Source organism: Acidimicrobiia bacterium, from assembly GCA_029210695.1.
GTDB lineage: Bacteria > Actinomycetota > Acidimicrobiia > Spongiisociales > JAHEDJ01 > JAHEDJ01.
Genome location: JARGFH010000018.1, coordinates 1 through 21,508, shown reverse-complemented (window position 1 = coordinate 21,508; position 21,508 = coordinate 1). Strand labels below are relative to the sequence as shown.

Genomic DNA, 21,508 nt, shown 5'->3' with positions numbered 1-21,508 from the left:
ATCAGCAGAGCCGGGAGACCCGCCCACTCCCGCATGCAGAGGGCCGATTGCTAGCCGCCTGCTAGTTGCCGGCCGACCCAGTCCGTCCAAGCAGTCAACATCGCCGCAGCAGGATCATCCCGATCGCTGAAATCGGCCGGCATCAGCGGGGTGCCGACCACGACGGTCACCCTGCTCCGACGCAAACGGGTTGCGCCCTTGCCGTACGCCTCCCCTGTCCCGATGACCGCCACCGGAACAATCGGACTCCCGCTCTTCAGGCTCAACCAGGCGACCGAGGCGTTCGGTTCTACCCGTCCCCACCCGTCTACAACCCCACCCTCCGGGAACACTCCGATCGATCCGCCGGCGCGGAGATGCTCGTAGGCGGTCCGCATCGCTCCCAGCGGTGCCCGTTCCCGCGAGATTGGAATCATTCCAAACGTGCGCAAGAAAACGTTGAGCCAGCGGTGAGCTCTCCACAAGCCATCGACCGCAAGGAACCGCACCGGCCGGTCGGCGGCGACCGCGACCATCGGACCGTCGAGATGTGAAAGATGGTTGGCGGCCAGGATCACCGGACCGGCCGGGAGCGGGACCTCCCCAGAGACACGTAGCCGCCAGCCGAGCCGGGCGATCAGCCGGGCCGGCGGCAAAGCCACGGTCCATGCCATACGCCACCCGGAGAAGGGCGGAGTCCTTGGATCAGGCGCCGAGATCGGCAAAGAGGTCCGCCAGGACGAGCTTCGGGCGTTGGTTTGCGCGCAGTGCCACGACGGCGCCAAGCACGCGCTCGGCGGATCCGACCGCCCCGGCCGGCGTGAGCATGGCAAGGTCGTGCACAGGGATGTCGCGATTGCGAACCTCACCACCGAACTGAGCTGCAGCAGAATCGGTATACCACGAGGCGAGCATCTCGAGTCCGGAGATCAGAAGCGCCTGGGATGATCGTTTCCGTTCGCGTTCCTGCCGGTCCTTCAGCGCCCTACCCGCCATGCCATGGTCCTCGGCTTCCGCCAGTTCATCGGTATGTCGCTGTTCGAGTGCTCCGAGCATCGGTTCGACGGCAGCGAGGACTTCCTCGGCGAGATCGAATGCTCGCCCGGGAACCGGCGATACGCGTTGCGGAATCCCCATCCACACGCGCCGGTACCCGGCGGCTTCCGGTTGGGTCGCCAGCGTGAGCGCCAGGCCGGGCCGTCCGCCTGCAATCTTGGCAACCTGTTCGGCCTGCTCAGCGACCACACCGAGGCTGATGAGCCCTTCGATGATTTCCGCCTCATCGACTCGACCGAATTGCACCGTACGGCAGCGACTGGCAATCGTGGTCGGGAGGTCCTCTTCTGCTTCTGCTACGAGGAGGAACACCGTGGAGGGCGATGGTTCTTCGAGTGTCTTCAACAGCGCATTGGCGGCCCCGTCACTCATCGCTCCAGCCTCGGCGAGGAGGAATACCTTCCGGTCACCTTCGACGGGCGCCAGACGGGATTGGGCCACAGTGCTGCGCGCCTGATCCACGGTGAGCATCGTCGATCCGGCCGGTTCGATCGCAATGAGATCCGGGTGGGTGCCCGAGGCCACCCGCCGGCAACTCGAACACGGCTCGGTGTGCTCCCCGGCACCGGGGCAGAGCATGGCGGCTGCGAAGCGTAGGGCGACGGTCGCCTTACCCACGCCGCCGGGCCCGATGAACAGGTATGCCTGGCCGGGGTGAGCCACGTCCCTGGTCAGAACCGCGGCTATCCGTGCATGGCCGATGATGCCCCCAAAGAAGTCCCTCACCAACGCTCCTCGACGACACCGATCACGGCCGCCACTACCTCGTCCAGGGTCCGATCGGCCGGTACCCTGCGAAACACCTCCGGTTCGATCCCGGCCAGCGTCGCAAAGGTCTCGGCGACCCGTTGCTGAAAATCGATACCTTCCGCCCCGATGCGATCGGCCACCGCCTGACGGGACAGGCCGATGAGCGGGTCGAGTTCGAGGAGCACGACCAACTCCGGCCAGGTGCCACACAACCCCGCCGCATTCACGGCTCGAACCATCTCGACACCTAGTCCCCGGGCGCCACCCTGGTATGCCAGCGATGAGTAGACCGTCCGATCGCTGATGACCCAGGTTCCGGCGGCCAGTGCAGGACGAATCACCTCGGCTGCCAGTTGGGCGCGTTGGGCCGCGAACAGCAGTGCTTCGGTCCACGGCTCCATATGCTCACCGTGCAGCAGCACATCCCGAATCCCCTCTCCGACCGGGGTGCCGCCGGGTTCACGAACGATGATCGCCGTTCGCCCGCTCCCCTGCAGGTACTCGGCGAGACGCTTTGCCACTGTGCTCTTTCCCGTTCCTTCGATGCCCTCGAGGGCGATGTAGTGGCCACCCATCAACGGTCCTTGTGGCGGCGTTTCCCGCGCATCGAGGAAAAGGCCTCGGATGCATCCTGGAGTTTTCTTCGTGCCTCAGGACTGAGCCGGTGCTGCCTGATCATGCCGCGCACCGTCCACAAGGTGAAGAGGCCCGACAACAGGATGATGATGCCGCCGAGCATCAACACTGCACGGACACCATCGTCGAGCGGATGGGGCAACCGACCGTCGACCGCCGCAGCCACCGCTCCGGCGAGTGCCACCGACGCCAGCAGGGCGGTCCGCACGACCGTGAACAGAGCCGCAAAGGTTCTACCTCGAATTTCATCAGCGACCTGCTGATGAAGAGCGCTGAAACCCATCACGTAGGCACCACCGGCCCCCAATCCGACGACGAACACCCAGCCACCGGCACCGAACACCGTCTGGGCCAGCGAGGTGAACATGGTGGCGGTTCCCGTGGCGATCAGGCTCACGGCGAAGAAGATCTCGTACCTGAGACCAGAAATACTCAGACTCGCCACGACCAGCATGCCCAGGCCGACACCTGTTCCCAGCGCGGTGAGCAGGATCCCGAAACCGGAGTCGCCGGCCTGGAGAGCATTCACGCTGAACGGCTGACCGAGCACGAAGAGCGAGCCACCTCCGAACAAGGCGGTTGCCATACCGACGATGATCATGCGCACGTGCTTCTCGCGCAAGACGAATCGGAGCCCCTCCGTGAGATCTCGCCACGGAGCTTTGAAATCGAACCTGTGTTCCGATTGGCGCTCTTCCGGCACTTCGGGAGTCTCGAGCACCATGGTCGCCACGATGAGGGCGCTGACGACAAAGGTCACCGCGTCGAGCAGGAAGGCCAGGTTCCGGCTGGCGATGGTCGAAGCCTCGGGAATCCACTCGCCGACTTTCGTGGCGGCCGACCAACCCAGCGATCCCAGCGGGAACGTCCCGTAGGCACTGACCAGGCTCAGACTGTTGGCATTGACGAGTTGCTCCTCGGTGACGATGTTCGGGATGCTGGCCTCACGCGCCGGCTGCCGGATCAGGGTCAGCACTTCGAGCAGGAAGGAGATGACGAAGAGCTCGAACAGGTTGTCCACGAGTATGAGAAAGAGGACGAGAGCTCCGCGTCCGAAGTCGGCAATGACCATGGTCCATTTCCGATCGAACCGGTCTGCGACGACACCTCCCACCGCGCCGAAGACACCGGGGAGCAGCCGACCAACCAGGGGGACGATGATGCCGGTAACGCCGGCGATCTCATTCGCAAGAGCAATGGTGGCGAACAACGCCACCCAGTCCCCCAGCGATGAAACCGTGCCGGACCACCACAGTCGCGCGAACGGACCTTTTCGGATGAGCCGGATTGACTCGATGATGAAACCCTTTCCGGTACGAAACGATATCAGCAAGGGCGGGTTGCGAGGCCATCGGGTACCTAGTACCTGGTAGCTGGTAGCTGGTACCGAGTACCGAGTACCGAGTACCCAGTAGTACCCCATCCTCGGCCTACGCGGGCCCGGCGCGAAAGGATGCCGTCTGGAGTTCCGGGTCATAGGTTCTAGGTTGGAGGTCACCGGACCGTCAAGTGCCGGCACCAACAATTCGACCCCGCCACCACCAGTAAACCCAGAACTCAGAACCCACAACCCTGTGGAAGATTCACCTCAAGTCCCACAATCGCCTTAGTATCCCTGCCCGTGCCCAAACCCCTGATCATCGTCGAGTCGCCTGCCAAGGCGCGCACCATCGCCGGCTACCTCGGCGCCGACTATGCCGTTGCGTCATCGGTCGGCCACATACGGGACCTTCCTCGCAACGCCAAAGAAGTGCCTGAGAAACTCAAGGGTGAACCATGGGCGCGGCTCGGCGTCAACGTAGATGCCGGTTTCGAACCCCTTTACATCGTGACCAAAGAAAAGAAGGACACGGTCAAGGAACTCCGCCGGCTGATGAGAGAAGCGTCGGAGCTATACCTGGCGACTGATGAGGATCGAGAGGGCGAGTCGATCGCCTGGCATCTGTTGGAGGTGCTGAAACCCAAGATCCCGGTCCGGCGCATGGTGTTTCACGAAATCACGCCGGACGCGATCCGTGCGGCTCTCGCCTCGCCACGCTCGGTCGACCAACAACTCGTCAATGCGCAGGAGGCCCGCCGCATCCTCGACCGCCTTTACGGCTACGAGGTTTCCCCGGTCTTGTGGAAGAAGGTTCGCCAGGGCTTGTCTGCGGGCCGCGTCCAGAGCGTCGCCACCCGCGTGGTCGTCGAACGCGAACGCGAACGAATCGCCTTCCGCGGCGCTTCGTATTGGGGGCTCGATGCCACCCTCTTGCCCGGCAACGACGACACGACCTTCGAGGCCCCACTCGTTGCCGTCGACCAGGTACGCATCGCGACCGGGAAGGATTTCGATTCACTCGGACAGGTCAACCGAGAAGACGTGTTGATCCTCGACGAGGCGCAGGCCACCGAACTGGCCTCGTCACTCGAAGGGGCGGCGGCCACGGTCACATCTGTTGAGCGCAAACCGTACCGGCGTTCCCCGTATCCGCCGTTCCGCACCTCAACACTCCAACAGGAGGCCGGACGAAAGCTTCGATTCTCCGCCAAGCGGACGATGTCGGTCGCCCAACGTCTCTACGAGGGTGGCTACATCACCTACATGCGAACCGACTCAATCACCTTGTCCGAGACCGCCATCGTGGCGGCCAGGTCACAGATCGCAGACCTCTACGGCCCGAAGTACCTGTCTGACAAGCCGCGCACATATACGAAGAAGGTACGAAACGCGCAAGAGGCCCATGAGGCCATTCGGCCGGCAGGCGATCGGTTCAAGACACCGACCGACGTGGCGAGCGAACTCGAGAATGATCAAGCTCGCCTATATGAGCTCATCTGGAAGCGCACGGTCGCCTCCCAGATGGCCGACGCCACCGGAGAGACACTTCAGGTTCAACTCGAGGCGCCGGCGGGCGACCGGTCTGCCGAGTTCACCACCAGCGGCCGCACCATCACGTTCCCCGGCTTCCTCCGCGCCTACGTCGAGGGATCCGACGACCCGGACGCAGAACTCGACGATCAGGAGCGTCCTCTTCCTGCACTGGCTGAGGGTGACCTCACCAGAATCACGGCCATCGAGGCCGGAGCACATGAAACGAAGGCCCCCGCCCGCTACACAGAGGCTTCACTGGTCCGGAAGTTGGAGGAACTCGGGGTCGGCCGCCCTTCGACGTACGCCTCGATCATCTCCACCATCCTGGATCGCGGATACGTTTGGAAGAAGGGGACTGCACTGGTCCCAACCTTCACGGCCTTCGCAACGGTGACCCTCCTCGAGACGCATTTTCCCGATCTCGTCGACTATGCCTTCACCGCCCGGATGGAGGACGACCTCGACAAGATCTCAAACGGCGACGAGGACTCCACGCCCTGGTTGTCGAGCTTCTACTTCGGTAACGGGAGTCCCGGGCTGCGGGACATGGTGTCGACGCGACTCGCCGAGATCGACGCCAGGGCCGTCAACTCGATCCCCATCGGCGTCGACGAATCTGGCGCCGAGATCGTCGCCAGAGTGGGACGGTACGGCCCCTACCTCGAGCGTGGCGAAGACCGGGCAAGCGTTCCCAAAGACCTTGCACCCGACGAGCTGACGGTCGACAAAGCCCTCGAGTTGCTCTCGATGCCAAGCGGAGACCAGGTTCTCGGTACCGACAAAGACACGGGCCTGCCCGTGATCGCCAAAGCGGGTCGATTCGGACCGTACGTACAACTCGGTGAACTGGAAGAGGGATCGAAGGATAAGCCGAAGACGGCGTCGCTGTTCAAATCGATGTCGCTGGACGAGGTCACACTGGAGCAGGCATTGCAGCTCTTGACCCTGCCCCGCCTGCTGGGTGCCGACCCGGCCGACGATGAAGCGATCGAGGCACTCAACGGTCGATACGGGCCCTACGTCCGCAAGGGCAAAGAGACACGAAGCCTCGAGGCAGAGGAGCAGCTCTTCACCGTGACGCTCGAAGATGCGTTGAAGCTCCTCGCCGAGCCGAAGCGGAGGAGAGGACAGGCTGCGGCGACCGCCCCCCTCAAGGAGCTCGGCGACGATCCGTCGTCCGGCAAACCCATCGTCTTGAAATCCGGGCGATACGGCCCCTACGTGACCGATGGGGACACGAACGCCTCCCTGCGCAAAGGTGACGATGCCGACACCATCACACCCGAGCGGGCGCATGAGCTACTCGCCGATAGAAGAGCGAAGCTGGCCAAATAGCCCACCCTGGTACCCGGCCTTCGATACCTAGAGGATCGTTGCGGCCAGCTCCGCCAGCGGACTGCGGATCGATCGCTCCAGCGTTACGTGGCCGAACAGCGACGACCCCTTGAACTTCTCGATCAGGGCAGCCATCCCGCCGTACGGTGAGACATACGGGTTATCCACCTGAGTGAGGTCACCACAGAAGATGACCTTCGATCCGCGTCCCATCCGGGTCAGGATCACCTTGAGCGTCGACATCTCGAGGTTCTGCGCCTCATCGATGATCACGATCTCATCGGTGATGGAGCGACCTCGCAGGAACGTCACCGCCGCCATCTCGACTTCGTTTCGTTCGAGCAATTCATCGACCGCGTCGCGGGCATCATCCGAGGAGAGGTCGCTGAACAGCGCGTGCAAGTTGTCGTAGATGGCGGCCATCCAGGGTTCGAGTTTCTCATCGAGATCGCCGGGCAGGAATCCGACCTCCTGACGGCCCACCGCCACCAGCGGCCGGTACACGGCGACCCGCCGATAGCGATTCGACTCGACTACTTGCTCGAGGGCGGCGGCCAGGGCGAGGAACGTCTTGCCGGCGCCGGCCATGCCCATGATCGACACCGCAGGAACGTCGGGATCGAGGAGGAGATCGAGAGCCAGGATTTGCTGCATGTTCTTCGGTTCAACGCCGAACGCCCTGGGATGACCATGGACGCGATTGACGACCGTTTCTGGATTGATCTCGACGACTCTGGCCAGGGCCGACTGCGACCCGCACCGCAACACGGCGTACTGGTTGATCAGCGCTTCGACGCCCGGTAGCAACACTTTGTGGTCCTCGAAGAGCTGGTCGATGACGCCCCGGTCGACCGACACTTCGCGGATGCCCGTATACAGCTCTTCGACGGGCATGGTGTCTGCCCGGTAGTCCGCAACTGGTACGCCCATCTGAGCGCCCTTGATCCGGAGCGCAGCATCCTTGGTGACGAGCACCGGATCGCCCCCCGCATCTGACATGTTCAGGCATGTGGCGAGAATCCGGTGATCAGGGGTGGTCGGATCGAACACCTCAGGGAGGCGAGGCGACACGATCCCGTTGAGCTCGATCCTCAATGCGCCGCCGCTCGGCAGTGGCACCGGATCCCGCAGACCGCCGGCACGCGAAGCGCCGAGGCGTTCGAGCAACCGGAGAGCTGATCGGGCGTTGGCGCCCACCTCATCGTGCCGGATCTTCATACGGTCGAGTTCCTCGATCACGACGAGCGGGAGAATCACTTCGTGCTCATCGAAACGAAGGACCGAATTCGGATCGGCCAGGATCACGCAGGTGTCGAGGACATACGAGCGGGTCACAGGGTCAAGGCCTCCTCTGGCGTCACGCTCAGTAGCAAACTCGTTCCGGACGACGATTACAAGGACCCTGTCGGCCCGGTATGCCGGATCTCAACCAAACCGATCGGTGAAAGCACACAGATCTGCAACGGAGAGATTGCCGCCACAGAGAATCAGAACGAGCGTTCCCGTCGGCTCGAAGCGCCCCCGTAGCCTCCGGGCGGCGGCGAGAGTGCAGGCGGCGGCGGGCTCGGTGACGAGCTTGGCTCGTTCGAACAGGAACACCATCGAATCGACCGCTTCCGCGTCGGGGACCACGGCAACCTCCTCGAGGTGGTCCCGGGCGATCTCAAAGGCTGTCTCTCCCGCGTACGGCGACCCCAGAGTCTTGGCGATCGAAGTCGGCGTCATGGTCTGAGGGGATCCGGCCGCCAGCGAACGCGCCATCACATCGGCTCCCTCGGTCTCAACACCCCAGATCCGTGCGTTGGGACGGCAGGCCTTGACCGCCGACGTGACACCGGCCATGAACCCTCCGCCACCGATGGAAACGATCACGTCCGTGACCTCGGGCACCTGTTCCAGGAGTTCGAGCCCGAGCGTTCCGTTCCCGGCCATCATGTCCGGATCATCGAAGGGGTGCATCGGACCCCACCCCTCTGCGACGAGTTCGCCGTAACGAACAAAGGCGTCGGCGATGGTTGGGACCAGCTCGACGTCGGCTCCGTAGCCGCGGGTGGCATCGAGGTAGTTGCTGGGAGTGGATTCGGGCATTACGACCCGGGCCGGGACACCGAGCCGGCCCGCCGCGTAGGCGAGGCCCTGGGCGAAGTTACCACCGCTGATTCCGACCACGCCGTCGGCGCGTCCGTCGTAGGCAAGGAGCTGATTGACGGCGCCGCGCGGCTTGAAACTCCCGGTCTTTTGGAAGAGCTCCAGCTTGAGCAGCACCCTGGTTCCGAGCTGGTCCGAGAGGGTCCGGCTCGAGACGACCGGCGTCTCGACGATGTACGGCGCGACTCTGTGTCTGGCGGCTTCGATGTCGGACAAAGGAATCATCACTCAGGAGGTTATAGGTTCTGGGTTGCTCTCGAGATGGGCGGCTACTGCATAGTCCGCCAGAATGGGACCATCCGGCGTCATCACGACGTGCGTGATCGCGGTGTTGGGTGGAACGATGGTGTCGAGAACCTCCGGCCAGCCCACCCCCATGTTGCCAAGTGCATAGGACCGAATCGACCCACCATGCGAGACGACCGTTATCCGGCGGGATCCCCCGGCATGGTTGATCGCCTTCACTACACCTGCGGTCATCCGCGCGGATAGCTGGGCCCACGTCTCGCCGTCACCACCCCGTGGCAAGTCCTCGCCTCGTTGAAAGATCCGATCGGCCAGATCGCCGTCGGCAGCCGCCAGCACCTCGTCAAACGTCTTGCCCTCCCAGGAACCGAAGGACAATTCGGCGAGCTCGGCTAGTTCGGTAGCGCCGTCTGCGGCGACCGCTGCTGCCGTTTCGATCGCCCGCCCGAGTGGCGAGGTGAAGACCGTGTCCTGCCTCCCGTACCAGGAGGCGAGCAAGTCGGCCTGGCGTCGACCATTTTCGTTCAAACCCCAGTCTGTTTGACCCTGCACACGCCGTTCGAGGTTGGCGTTGGTTTCGCCGTGGCGAACGAATGTGATCACCGGATCACCGCCGGCAAGGCGATCCTTTGCCCATTCGTTGAGTGTCCCGAGGTGTCCCGTGTCGTTGTAGGTGGCCAGACGGAGCTTGCCGAAGGCATGCCGGAAGGTCGTGATCGACGCGTTGGCGGGCCCGGCGAACGGAGGCGTCGGTGTATCGATACCCCAGTGGAGACGAACGAGGTGCTCGATGACTCCGCCGTGGGTGATCACGAGCGCCCGCTCATCGTCATTCAGCCGGCCCTTCAATCGCTCTACGCCATCGAGCAGTCGCTCCCGAAGGCCGACCAGCGTCTCGCCGGTCCGACCCATCGGCACCGGCTGGCCGGTCACTACCGCCATCAACTCATCGCCGTAGATCTCCGAGATTTCCGAGAAGGTCAGTCCGTCCCATTGCCCGAGATCGATCTCCTGCCACGCCGTATCAATCTCCGTCTCGACGTTGAGCGCGGCTCCCGTGGCGACGGCTCGATCCAGACCACTGGTAATGACGAGGTCATACGGTCTCCGGCCCATCCGCCCGGCGACTACAAGAGCCTGGGCCTCACCCCGCCCGGTCAATCGGCCGCCGTGTCTGCTCCCTTGCCATATTCCGGCAACGTTCGCTTCGGTCTCTCCGTGGCGCAAGAACGAGATCTCCATCGCCCGCCAGGATGCCCGGTTTCACCGCCTCCGCCAAACGCAAAAGGTTGTCGCGTGCTGTCCCGTCAGCCGACAAAGGCTGAGGCGAACACCAGGCTGACGATGGTCATCACCTTGATCACGATGTTCATCGCCGGGCCGGAGGTGTCCTTGAACGGATCTCCAACCGTATCTCCGATGACCGCCGCCTTGTGAGCGTCGGAGCCCTTGCCGCCATAGGCACCGGCTTCGATGAACTTCTTGGCGTTGTCCCAGGCGCCGCCCGCGTTCGCCATGTAGATGGCCAGCAGGAAGCCCGTCACCAGCGCTCCGGCGAGGAATCCGCCGAGCGCTTCGACGTTGACGAACCCGATCAGCAGCGGGAGGATGACGGCGAGGGATCCGGGAAGAATCATTTCCCGTAGGGCCCCGGCGGTTGCGATATCGACGCACTTGGCGTACTCGGCCTTGACTCCCTCTTTGCCCTCCTTGAGGCCCGGGATCTCGCGAAACTGCCGTCGCACTTCCTCGATCATCTCATTGGCGGCGCGACCGACCGCGTTGATCGTCATCCCGGAAAACAGGAACGGGAACATGGCACCGAGGAACAGGCCGATCGTCGTCTCGACATTCATGATGTTGATGCCTTCGGCCAGTGGGTTGACGACGTCCTTGGCAAACGCGGCGTTGGTGATCGCCTGGGTAAAAGTCGAGAACAGGGCCAGAGCGGTCACGGCCGCGGATCCAATGGCAAAGCCCTTGGCGACTGCCGCGGTGGTGTTGCCGAGCGAGTCGAGAGCGTCGGTCGCCTGGCGAACCTCTGGTGGGAGATGCGCCATTTCCGCAATGCCGCCGGCGTTGTCGGCGATCGGCCCGTACGCGTCGACGGAGATCACGATCCCGAGGGTGGCGAGCACCCCGATGGCGGCAATGGCCACTCCGTAGATCCCGCCCCCGGCCCCGAGCGCAAGATCTCCTGCCCAGTATGCACCCCCGATTCCGGCTGCCGTGACGATGACCGAATAGGCAGCCGAACGCTTCCCTTGTGCGATTCCGGCAAGGATCACGGTGGCGGGTCCGGTCTGTGCCTGGCGCGCGATCTCCTTGACGGTCTTGTAGTGGTCGGAGGTGTAGATCTCGGAGATCTTGCCGATCACGAATCCGACGAGCAGGCCGATCGACACCGCTATGAACAGGCCGAGAGGATTCACGCTGTCGATCGAACCGAAGATCCAGTACGAGAGCCCGAGCACACCGAGCGCAGCCAGAACCATGGCGGTGTTCGTTCCCCGGTGCAGGGCAGAGGCGAGATCGGACTCGGACTTCGGTTTGACGAGGAACGATCCGATGATCGACGCCAGCATGCCGACCGTGCCGACGGCCAACGGGAAAATAACCGCTTCTGCCTGAAACACTGCATCGCCGAACGCCAGGGCGGCGAAGACGATCGGGGCTACCAACGAGCCCACATACGACTCGAACAGGTCGGCGCCCATGCCGGCCACATCGCCGACGTTGTCGCCAACGTTGTCGGCAATCGTCGCCGGGTTGCGCGGATCGTCTTCGGGGATTCCCGCTTCGACTTTGCCGACGAGGTCGGCGCCGATATCGGCAGCTTTCGTGTAGATCCCGCCGCCGACACGAGCGAACAGCGCGATGGAGGAACCGCCGAGGCCAATGGCGGCCACGATCTCGGCCCCACGGCCGATGTCGAATCCGCTCCACTCGATGAAGATCAGGTATCCCAGGGTCACGCCGAGGAGGCCGAAACCGGCAACGGTGAACCCCATCACCGCTCCGCCGCGAAACGCCAGTGGAAGTGCCTTCTTGATGCCGCCGGTTCGGGCGGCTTCGGCGGTTCTGGCGTTGGCAGCAGTGGCGATCCGCATTCCGATGAAGCCTGCCCCCGCGGAGAGGAGCGCACCGGCCAGATACGCGAACGCCCTCAGCCAGCCGTCGTCGAGAAGAAACCCGAGGAGCATGAACATCACCGCCACAAAGACGGCAACCCAGGTGTACTCGCGCCGAAGAAAGGCCATAGCCCCGGCCCTGATGTTCGAGGATATCTCGATCATCGTCTCGTTTCCCTGGCTGGCGGCAAGCACCACCCGGGCGTAGAACAGCGCTAACCCAAGAGCTGCCAGACCGGCTACCAGGGCGGCAATGAGGAAAAAGGTGTTCATGGACAGATCACTCCCGTGTAACCAAGCTGGCCGGGAGTATAAAGGCGACGTATGCCCGCCATGCCACCCGGCGTTGTGGTTTGGTTCGGCGCATGGCTACTGTTCCCGCCTTCATGAATCCTCACCGTGTCAGTGTGATGCTGGCCGTGGCCCTCTTGCTCTCAGCATGCGGCGGCTCCGAAACCAGCACCACCACCAGTTCAACCGCGATTGCCTCGACCTCCACGCCGACGATGGCAGCTACCACGACGCTCGTCGAACTCGAAGCCACAGTCGTTCTCGAGGGCGCACCTGCCGAACTGGCTGTTGCTATCGATGCCCTTTACTCCTGGATTCTGGATCCGAGTTCTCCCCCACCTGGATCTATTGCCGACAGCCTCGCCGCCGGACTCGAAGGAGTTCACACCGATCAACGTTCGATCGAGGTCGAGGGGACGGCCTACCTCGGGACGATCTTCGAGACCCCCATCGCCGTCGTGACCGCCGGAGACGATGTGGTACTCGCAGTCGACGACGGCGAATGGCGAATCGTGGGCGCCCGGCTGAGTAGGTTCGATGCCCCGCCGGTGTACGGGAAGACGCCGCGCCTGGCGTTCGTCATTGGTTCCGACGCGCGGCCGGGCGAGAACCCCCTGCGCTTCCGGGCCGACAGCCTTCACATCGTCTCGACGGTTCCGGGACTCGGGGACGGTGCCATCGTGGGGATCCCGCGCGACTCGTGGGTCGCGGCCTCCTACGGCGGCAACGCCAAGTTCACGAACGTGATGGCGTCCCGGGGACCGGAGGTCGTGGTCGAGACCGCCGAGATCCTCACCGGGCTCGACTTCGAGGGCTACATCCTCACCGGGTTCAAAGGGTTCGTGGGTCTGGTAGACGCCTTCGGCGGATTTGAGATCGACATTCCGTTCGCGATGTCCGAACCGAAGTCCAAGGCGTACTTCAATGCAGGCGAACAGCACATCGATGGGACCGGGGCGCTCGCCTTTGCCCGCAACCGGACGATCGCCGGCGGCGACCTGACCCGACAGCTCCACCACGGGTTGATCATGAAGGCCGCCCTGTTTGAGACGCAACGGCGGAGCATCGAGGAGCTTCCCCATCTGCTCGAACTTCTGACCGAATACACGTGGACGGATCTGTCGCCTGAGGACCTCTTGACGCTGGCGGCCTCTGCCTACGAGCTGAATCCACTCACCCTGACGAACATCGTCGTGCCCGGCACCGTTGGAACGGCGGGGGCGGCATCCGTCGTGCGCCTCGACGAAGAGGCGTTCACGATCTTCGAAGACCTCACGAACGGGCTCGTCGAGACTCCCTAGTTTTCTCAGCAATGCAGTGAACCGCCACACGTCGTTGTATTGCGCAGAAACTCGCCTCAGTTTTCTCAGCAATGCTGTGAACCGTGACACTCCGTTGCATTGCCGAGAAAGTCTCAGTCCCCGACCGTCTCCCAGGCGGGGTGGCGGCGTACGATCCTGCGCTTGACCGCGTCGACGCCCAGAAAAGGTAGCACCGTGAACGCGACGATCGCCGGCCAATCGATCCACTCGATAGGCACCGTGTCGAACAACCGATTGCCGAGCGGCGTATAGACGACCAGGACGTGAAGCATCAAAGACCCGATCACGCCCCACGTCAGCACTCGATTGCCGCCAAAGCCGATCTTCCACACCGTCGTGCCCTGCGCCCGAATGTTGTAGATGTGCGCAAGCTGGGCGGTGACCAGGGTGGTGAAGACCATGGTTCGGACATACTCCCACTCGGCCTCTCGCAGGTAGTGCGCCCAGATCAACGCACCGAGCGCGCCGGCCGCCAGGAAGGCACCCTGCCAGAGGATCCGCAGCTGGTGGGGCACACTGAGGATCTCGCGCCGCTCGTCCGGCGACTGGTGCATGAGCCCGGGCACCGGCGTGTCGATGCCCAGGGCCAGTGCCGGCAATCCATCCGTAACGAGATTGATCCACAACAACTGGGTGGCCAGCAACGGCTCGCCCAGCGCCCCGAAGAAGAGAAAACCGAGGAACATCACCAGCACTTCTGAGGCGTTGGCACTGAGCAAGAAGTAAACGACCTTCTTCAGGTTCGAGAAGATCACCCGCCCCTCGGAAACCGCACGAAGAATGGTGGCGAAGTTGTCGTCTGCCAGGACCATGTCTGCAGCTTCCTTCGCAACGTCGGTGCCCGACCCCATGGCTACCCCGATGTCCGCAGCCTGCAGGGCCGGTGCATCGTTCACACCATCACCGGTCATGGCAACGATCCCACCGGTGGATTTCCATGCTTTGACGATCTTCACCTTGTCGGCCGGGTCAACACGGGCGTAGACCGCCACATCCTCGACGATCGCATTCAGTTCTTCCTGCTCCATCGCTCGCAACTCGGTTCCCGGCATAGCCGAGCGTTCTCCGAGCAGCCCGAGGTCGGCGGCAATCGCCCTGGCGGTAACGAGGTGATCTCCCGTCACCATCACGACCCGGACTCCAGCGGCGTTGGCGTCCTCTATCGCACGCCGGGTCTCGGGTCGAAGCTCATCACTCATCCCGGCCAGCGCCACGAACACGAGATCTCGTTCGACGCCGGCAAGATCGGCAGGACGCGCATCGATGATGCTGTAGGCGAAACCGAGCGTGCGCAGCCCGCGGGCGGCGAAGCCGTCGGCCGTTTCCACTGCAGAAGCGCGCCTCTGTTCATCCATCGGGACCGGCCCCCCGACATGCTCGAAAAACGCGCAGCGCCCCAGCACGACCTCGGGCGCTCCCTTGACCGCTACGAGAAATCGCTCACCGGCCGGATGCAGGGTGGTCATCATCTTGCGGGATGAGTCGAAGGCAACTTCGTCCAGGCGAGGACTGGCCGCCCGCACGTCGTCTACCTTGAGAATCGTCGGATCGATGGATCGGAGAACCGCTATCTCAGTCGGGTCACCCTGATAACCGTCGGTGACCCGGCGAGCATCACTGCACAGCGCGGCAATCTGGGCGAAACGCCACACCCTCCCATCGGTACCCTCCACGTCCGCCGGCAGAGCGACGAGGTCAGCGAAATCGATGACCTGCACGCGCATCTCGTTGCGCGTCAGCGTGCCCGTCTTGTCGGTGCAGATGACCGAAGCGGCTCCGAGCGCTTCGACGGCAGGAAGCCGCCGAACGATGGCGTTGTTCTTCGCCATGGCTTGCACTCCCCTCGCCAGCGTCACGGTGACAACAGCCGGCAGTCCCTCGGGAATGGCGGCAACGGCAAGCGCCACGGCGATGAGGAACATCGTCTGAACGCTCTCCGCCGACCGGTCGCGGGCCAGGCCGAGGATGAAGACGATGACGGCGATCCCCAAAGTGAGCCAGGCGATCCGGCGTCCGACTTCGGCAAGCTCGAGCGAGAGCGGAGAAGGCTGCTCTTCAGGTTCGAGCATCTCGGCGATCTTCCCCATCTCCGTGGAGGGCCCGGTAGCTGTGATGACAGCCCGGCCGCGCCCGGCGGCTATCACGGTCCCGGCAAACACCATGGACCGCCGATCGCCGGTCGACGCATCGAGAGGAGACGGCTTGAGGTTCTTGGAAACGGGAAGGCTCTCGCCGGTGAGGGCGGCTTCCTCAGCCTGGAGATGCACAGCGGTCACCAACCGGGCATCTGCCGCCACCTTGTCGCCCGCCTCGAGAACGAGCAGATCGCCGGGCACAACCTCCGCGGCGGGAACGTCCACCTCCTCCCCGTCCCTTATGACGAGCGCGGTTGGCGCCGCCATTTCCTTGAGCCGGGCGAGCGCATCCTCGGCACGGACTTCCTGCGTGTACCCGATCACAGCATTCAGGACCACGATGGCAAGGATCACACCCGCGTCGATCCACTCCCCCAGCAGGAAACCACTGACGACGGCGGCGACGAGCAAGACGAAGATGAGCATGTCGGTGAACTGCGAGACCAGGATCCGCCAGCGGCCGGGTCCCCGGCTGCCCCCGAGTTCATTCGGACCGGTCTCCGCCAGTCGCCGGGAGGATTCCACGCCGGACAACCCGCGCTCGGAGTCGGTCTCCAACCCGGCAACGACGTCGTCGGCGTCTCGAGCATGCCAATCGGTCATCCTCTGACGCTACCGCATCCCGGATCCGGCTCAGCCGTCGAACACAGGGAGACCGAGTAACTGCGCGGGAACGAACTCTGCGGCGGCAGAGGCTGAGACGACCGACCTGCCGAATCCGAGAACGTCGACCTCGACCAGGACCTCGACTTCCACCACACGCCTATTCCACGACGGATCCGGTTCGCAACCGGCGCACCGGATGAGCCGTCCACCGTTGGCCCCGGCGAACCGGCCGGCTTCCTCGACGGCGGAACCAGTCGCCCCGAACGGCCTGAACGTCACGGGAGCGGCGGCGAGAGCGGCGGCATCGGCCGCCGTTTGCGCCATGTCGCCGGCCACCAGGATCTGCGCCAGCCCGCCGAGGGCGGCAGTTAGGACGGCCAGAATGCCGACGACGAACACGGCCACAACCGTCGCAGACCCGTCTTCCCGGATCATCGCTCGACCCGCATGACCGATCGTGCAGACAGGTTGACCGGCACACCTCCGAACAGTGCGCTCGCCAGGCGGTGGGTCATCGCCAACTCGACTACTGCCTCCCTGCCCACCACCGCCGGCCGCTCAACAGTCACGATGACCTGTTGGACCGCTCCTTCGCTCAGTGCTCCGTGAACCGCATCGACGGCGTTCGCCGGGTCGGGGTTGGTGGCGGCGACCCGTGCCCCTTGTCTGGCTGCGCCGAGTAGTTCCAACTGAACGCGCGCCACCACCGCGACCTCGACCAGGGCAACCAGTACCAGCAGAACGACCGGGATCACCAGCGCGAATTCGACCGTGGCCGAACCCCGCCCGGTGTCGATCGACGGCGACGGAGCACTCAACGCACGAAACCGATCACCTTGTCGATTACGGAGGCGAAGAACGACGGGATCAAGCTCGAGCCGCTGATCCAGGCGACCAGTGCCATCGCGAAGGCGGCCGCCGCCAGCAACACGAGCACGTATTCGACGGTGCTCTGTCCATCATCGCTCGAGATTCTCGTCCACACGGGTGGACTCCTTTCATCCAATCCGACACATGCCGGGCTACCGGTATCCGGCCGGCTCCGGGGGGAACTCACGGCATCAACGGTCCGAGCATTCGCTGCAGAGACCCGACCGCGGCCGGGCCGGCGGTGAGCAGGACGAAGCCGGGCAGGACAAGCAGCGCCAGTGGAATCGTCAATCGAACCGGCAGCTTTCGAGCCGCCTCGATGCGAGCGGAGCGGCGAATTTCGCGCTCTTCCGCGGCAAAGCCGGCGACGGTGGCCGCAAGCGGAGCGCCGCTCACCTGCGCCCTGGCCAACCTGGCGAACAACGGCGACATCTTCCCGCCTGATCGGGCGAGCGCGACACCCAGACCCAGATTTCGCGCATCCCTGAGCACATCGTCAAGTTCGCCCCTTCGAGAGGGGCCGAGGGTGGCGGCGAGCTCCAGTGAGGACTGAAGGCTCAAACCGGCGGCCGTGCCGACCACCAGAGCCGCGGCCACCGCCTGCAGATCTTCCGGGAGGGAGGCGTTCCGTTGCCGCCGCCGTGGAACCATCGTCCACGATCGGACGGCTCCACCCGGCGCCGGGTGAGACGGAAGAGAGGTCGTGTCACCTCGTCTGGCAACGACGAACAGCGCGACTGCGATGGCGGCCGTCCACATCACGCCAGCTCCGCACGCCGGACCATCTGCCAGATAGTGACGAGCCCGACTGTGATGAGACCGAAACCCGTCGTCATGAGGCCGACTGAGAGCGAGCCACCGGACAACAAGACATCCATCCGACCGGCTCCAACGAGCAGCACGACGAGAAGCACCGGTAGAACAGCAATGATGAGGGCTGAGGTACGCGCCTGGGCGGACGCCGCCCGCCGCTCATTCTTCAGTGCTTGTTCATCCTCGGCGAGCAGCGCGATGGCCTCGAACGCGTCGGCTACCCTTCCACCGCTCTCGCCGGCAATCCGGATGGCGGCGCCCGCCGCCTGGCCGGTGAGCGGCAAACACGCCTCCACCCCAGATGCCATTTCTTCGTAGGGCCGCCCACTCCGACAGACCCGCGCCAGACGGCCCTCGCCGATGTCCTCTGCCGCCTCCGCAAACGCTTGCCGTAGGGACGATCCGCCGCGTAGTTCGTCGGCCACCCCACGGCTGAAGCGCACGTCGACCGACCAGGGAGACGGGTGCCCACGCTTCGACAGATGGAAGGCCCAGATAGACGCCAATCCGATCCAGGGATTGATCAACCCGATGACCATGACGAGGACGAACACCAGAGGGGCGCCGGACAATATGACCAGGCCGGCGGCGAGTGCCTCCATCATTGCCGGTACCTCTCTTCGAGATCTCCTCCACGCTGCGCGGCGATGGAGACGACCCGCCGCCGGGATCGAAACCTGCCCATCTGCACGATGACGTCGATTGCGGCTTGAAGTTGCGCCCGGATCGTGGTGGCTTCCATTCCCCCGCCGTCGAGTAGTGCAAGGGTCTCGAGTCTCAACAGCGCCTCTTCAGGGCTGTTTGCATGCACCGTCGCCATCGATCCGCGATGTCCCGTGTTCAGCGCCCCGACCAGGTCGAGTGCTTCGGGTCCGCGGACTTCGCCGACGATGATGCGGTCCGGGCGGAGCCTCAGGGCCACCCGGACGAGATGGCGAAGGGTGACCTCGCCGCGCCCTTCTGCGTTTGCCGGTCGGGCTTCGAGGCGCACCACGTGCCCGGTCAGCGCTAGCTCTGCGGCGTCCTCAACGGTGACCACCCGCTCGTGCGCCGGGATCACTCTCGATAGCACGTTCAGCAAGGTTGTCTTGCCCGTCCCGGTGCCACCGGAAACCAGAATGCTCTGGCCCTGAACCACAGCCTCTTCAAGCATTCGGGCACCCGCCTCGCTCACCGCCCCCGAGACAACGAGGTCCTCTAGATCGCCGATTGCCCGCGTGAACCGCCGGATCGCGACGACGGGACCGTCGACGGCCACCGGAGGCAGTGTCGCATGGAGCCTGCTGCCGTCCGGGAGTCTGGCATCGACGGTGGGAGAAGCATGATCGATTCGTAAACCGAGCGGCCCGATGATTCGCTCAACGGCGGCGCGGATGTCCGCTCCGCTCTCGAACCTAACAGTGGTCTTGGTGAGCCGGCCGTCACGCTCGATCCACACGTCATCGGGCCTGTTGACCAGGACATCGGTTACCCCCTCATCGCGGAGGAGGGGTTCAATGGGCCCCATGCCTACCAGAGCGTCGATGACGGCCTGCGAGGTTCCCGGCGGCGCCAGCGGCGCCTCCTCTGCCAGCAATCGTGGCATGACCTGCGCGAGCCCCTCACGCTCGAGCGGCACATCGGAATCGATGATTCTGGCAACAAGCCGCCCGATCAGCGCCATGGGTGCTCCCATACCCGCCGCCAGGCTCGAATCCACTTGCTGCCGACGGGCAGCGAACCGGTCAGAAGTCTCTGGATGGTGCCCGAACCCGGACGCGGGAGCACTATCCCTTCCCCGCCCGGCTCGGCGGGAAACCCGGTTCTCTGAAAGACGCAGAATCGATCTGGACTGGAAGCGAGCAGACCCGGCATCAACGGATAGACCGGAACAACCGGTGCGAAATGCCCGCGTTCGTCTGGACTCCTCAGCACGACGGCAGGCCACCCCCCGATCAGGGCCCGGACCACCGGCTCTGCCGCTTCGGGTTCGATGCCACCGTTGGCCAGCAGCGCCGGGCCTGCCACCGATGGCCGCAAATCGTCGAGACGCGGACCCGACCGCACCAAGGCCGCGAGGGAGCCGGCGCCGCGATTCGAAGGTCCGTTCGGATCGAGGTCGATCACCAGTGCCGTTCCGGCTGCGGCAGCCAATCCAATCGGTCCGAGCACCGACAGCAGTCCGTCTCCATGGGTCCACACCGTCAACGCGGTCACATCACCTCCACTCGAATAGAGGCAACATATGGGGCGGCGACCGGCGCGACAACCCCTTGTCACGTCTGCAATTACGTGGCTCAATGGGGGGTCGGCTCCGCCCGACCTCCACACGACGTACAATCTCATGCGGTGACCGAACGCGACACACATTCAACCTGGGCTTCGGGGGAAGGGCGCCCAGCTGCCTTCTTCGACCTCGACAAGACGATCATTGCCAAGTCGTCGACCCTCGCCTTCGGCAGGCCCCTCTACAAGGCGGGCTTTCTGAACCGTCGCGCCCTGCTCAAGGCCGGAATCGCCCAGATCGTCTATGTCATGGTTGGTGCCGATCACGATCAGATGGAGAAGGTGCGAGGGCAACTCCTGGCACTGACCAAAGGTTGGGATCGCCATCAGGTGGGCGAACTTGTCCGGGAGACCGTTGATGAGATCGTCGCCCCGCTCGTCTACGCAGAAGCGCTGGCCATCATCGACGAGCACCATCGCGCCGGCCGCAAGGTCGTCATCATCTCGTCCAGCCCCGAAGAAGTGGTGCGACCCCTGGCCGTGTATCTCGGTGTCGACGATGTGATCGCCACCCGCTCGAAATCGGGTCCGGACGGTCGCTACACGGGCGAACTCGAGTTCTACGCCTACGGGCCCGGCAAAGCGGAGGCGATCAGGGAGATGGCCGAACGCGAGAGCCTCAACCTCGAAGATTCCTACGCCTATTCCGACTCGATCACGGACCTCCCGATGCTCGAAGCCGTCGGCCATCCGGTAGTGGTCAACCCCGACAAGGAACTCGAGGAGATCGCCACCGCCCGCGACTGGCAGGTGATGGATTTCGAACGCCCGGTCACCCTGCGCACTCGTTTGGCGACGCTTCCCAAACCCGTCCCGATCATTTCTGGAGCCGCCCTCGCCGGGGCCCTGGGCTCGGCGGCCATCTGGTGGGCGATCCGCACTCGCGGCCGCTCGTCCTAAGGGAAGAGACTCGCCTACGAGCCGCCGGCAGATCTCCACCCCTGCCGAAAAAAGGGCAACTGCGCAGAAACTCTTCCAGTCCCATTTTCGTCTTAGCCTGGATCCACCGATTCGGTTGGCTGGTGGTGGTTTTGGGGGTTGAATCGGGGTCGGGTGGGCCGGATTGTGGAT

The 21,508-nt window shown here is 64.1% G+C and carries 19 protein-coding genes; 3 read left to right on the top strand and 16 right to left on the bottom strand.

Annotated features, from left to right (window positions below; all coding sequences use genetic code 11):
- Positions 1-50: 50 nt before the first annotated feature.
- From P1T08_07640 to P1T08_07625, 4 genes are read right to left on the bottom strand one after another with little or no spacing between them, the layout of a single operon-like run.
- Positions 51-653 (bottom strand): lysophospholipid acyltransferase family protein, encoded by a 603-nt coding sequence (locus P1T08_07640; protein ID MDF1595953.1) that lies wholly within the window; start codon positions 651-653, stop codon positions 51-53.
- Positions 654-684: 31 nt separating this feature from the next.
- Positions 685-1,761, bottom strand: coding sequence for a DNA polymerase III subunit delta' (locus P1T08_07635; protein MDF1595952.1), 1,077 nt, complete (start codon positions 1,759-1,761; stop codon positions 685-687).
- Entirely contained in the window at positions 1,758-2,360 is a 603-nt protein-coding gene (gene tmk / locus P1T08_07630) for a dTMP kinase (protein MDF1595951.1), read from the bottom strand. Before tmk ends, P1T08_07635 begins: the two co-directional genes overlap by 4 nt.
- Positions 2,360-3,754, bottom strand: a complete 1,395-nt coding sequence (locus P1T08_07625; protein ID MDF1595950.1) for an MFS transporter — start codon at positions 3,752-3,754, stop codon at positions 2,360-2,362. Before P1T08_07625 ends, tmk begins: the two co-directional genes overlap by 1 nt.
- Positions 3,755-4,042: 288 nt before the next feature.
- On the opposite strand from P1T08_07625, the gene topA reads away from it, so the two are divergent.
- Positions 4,043-6,610 carry a type I DNA topoisomerase gene (gene topA, locus P1T08_07620; GenBank protein ID MDF1595949.1) on the top strand — a complete coding sequence of 856 codons (2,568 nt, stop codon included), beginning with the start codon at positions 4,043-4,045 and terminating at the stop codon, positions 6,608-6,610.
- A 27-nt stretch (positions 6,611-6,637) separates the two neighbouring features.
- Here topA and P1T08_07615 read toward each other — a convergent pair whose 3' ends face one another.
- The 4 genes from P1T08_07615 to P1T08_07600 all read right to left on the bottom strand — a co-directional run bounded on the left by P1T08_07615 (position 6,638) and on the right by P1T08_07600 (position 12,408).
- Positions 6,638-7,945 carry a PhoH family protein gene (locus tag P1T08_07615; protein ID MDF1595948.1) on the bottom strand — a complete coding sequence of 436 codons (1,308 nt, stop codon included), beginning with the start codon at positions 7,943-7,945 and terminating at the stop codon, positions 6,638-6,640.
- A 90-nt stretch (positions 7,946-8,035) separates the two neighbouring features.
- The gene (locus tag P1T08_07610) at positions 8,036-8,983 is read right to left on the bottom strand and encodes a threonine/serine dehydratase (protein ID MDF1595947.1); all 948 of its coding nucleotides are present in this window, start codon (positions 8,981-8,983) and stop codon (positions 8,036-8,038) included.
- A gap of 3 nt (positions 8,984-8,986) precedes the next feature.
- Positions 8,987-10,246 carry a histidine phosphatase family protein gene (locus tag P1T08_07605; protein ID MDF1595946.1) on the bottom strand — a complete coding sequence of 420 codons (1,260 nt, stop codon included), beginning with the start codon at positions 10,244-10,246 and terminating at the stop codon, positions 8,987-8,989.
- A gap of 65 nt (positions 10,247-10,311) precedes the next feature.
- Positions 10,312-12,408: a sodium-translocating pyrophosphatase gene (locus tag P1T08_07600; GenBank protein MDF1595945.1), complete on the bottom strand. Its 2,097-nt coding sequence runs from the start codon at positions 12,406-12,408 to the stop codon at positions 10,312-10,314.
- Positions 12,409-12,500: 92 nt separating this feature from the next.
- Here P1T08_07600 and P1T08_07595 point away from each other — a divergent pair, with 92 nt between their 5' ends.
- A complete protein-coding gene (locus P1T08_07595) occupies positions 12,501-13,727 on the top strand; it encodes an LCP family protein (protein MDF1595944.1) in 1,227 nt (408 codons plus the stop codon).
- A gap of 113 nt (positions 13,728-13,840) precedes the next feature.
- On the opposite strand, the gene P1T08_07590 is transcribed toward P1T08_07595, so the two are convergent.
- The 8 genes from P1T08_07590 to P1T08_07555 form a co-directional block, all read right to left on the bottom strand.
- A complete protein-coding gene (locus tag P1T08_07590; GenBank protein MDF1595943.1) occupies positions 13,841-16,486 on the bottom strand; it encodes a cation-translocating P-type ATPase in 2,646 nt (881 codons plus the stop codon).
- 30 nt (positions 16,487-16,516) lie between these two features.
- Complete coding sequence (locus P1T08_07585) at positions 16,517-16,924, bottom strand: pilus assembly protein TadG-related protein (protein MDF1595942.1); 408 nt, start codon at positions 16,922-16,924, stop codon at positions 16,517-16,519.
- Positions 16,921-17,307: a TadE/TadG family type IV pilus assembly protein gene (locus tag P1T08_07580; GenBank protein MDF1595941.1), complete on the bottom strand. Its 387-nt coding sequence runs from the start codon at positions 17,305-17,307 to the stop codon at positions 16,921-16,923. Before P1T08_07580 ends, P1T08_07585 begins: the two co-directional genes overlap by 4 nt.
- A complete protein-coding gene (locus tag P1T08_07575) occupies positions 17,304-17,474 on the bottom strand; it encodes a DUF4244 domain-containing protein (protein MDF1595940.1) in 171 nt (56 codons plus the stop codon). Before P1T08_07575 ends, P1T08_07580 begins: the two co-directional genes overlap by 4 nt.
- A 68-nt stretch (positions 17,475-17,542) precedes the next feature.
- A complete protein-coding gene (locus P1T08_07570) occupies positions 17,543-18,118 on the bottom strand; it encodes a type II secretion system F family protein (protein ID MDF1595939.1) in 576 nt (191 codons plus the stop codon).
- Complete coding sequence (locus P1T08_07565; GenBank protein MDF1595938.1) at positions 18,118-18,777, bottom strand: type II secretion system F family protein; 660 nt, start codon at positions 18,775-18,777, stop codon at positions 18,118-18,120. Before P1T08_07565 ends, P1T08_07570 begins: the two co-directional genes overlap by 1 nt.
- Positions 18,774-19,835 carry an ATPase, T2SS/T4P/T4SS family gene (locus P1T08_07560; protein ID MDF1595937.1) on the bottom strand — a complete coding sequence of 354 codons (1,062 nt, stop codon included), beginning with the start codon at positions 19,833-19,835 and terminating at the stop codon, positions 18,774-18,776. The genes P1T08_07565 and P1T08_07560 overlap by 4 nt, the downstream gene beginning before the upstream one ends.
- On the bottom strand, positions 19,826-20,368 hold the full coding sequence (locus tag P1T08_07555; protein MDF1595936.1) for a hypothetical protein: 543 nt from the start codon (positions 20,366-20,368) through the stop codon (positions 19,826-19,828). The genes P1T08_07560 and P1T08_07555 overlap by 10 nt, the downstream gene beginning before the upstream one ends.
- Before the next feature lie 132 nt (positions 20,369-20,500).
- Here P1T08_07555 and P1T08_07550 point away from each other — a divergent pair, with 132 nt between their 5' ends.
- Positions 20,501-21,337, top strand: a complete 837-nt coding sequence (locus tag P1T08_07550; GenBank protein MDF1595935.1) for an HAD-IB family hydrolase — start codon at positions 20,501-20,503, stop codon at positions 21,335-21,337.
- Positions 21,338-21,508 lie beyond the last annotated feature (171 nt).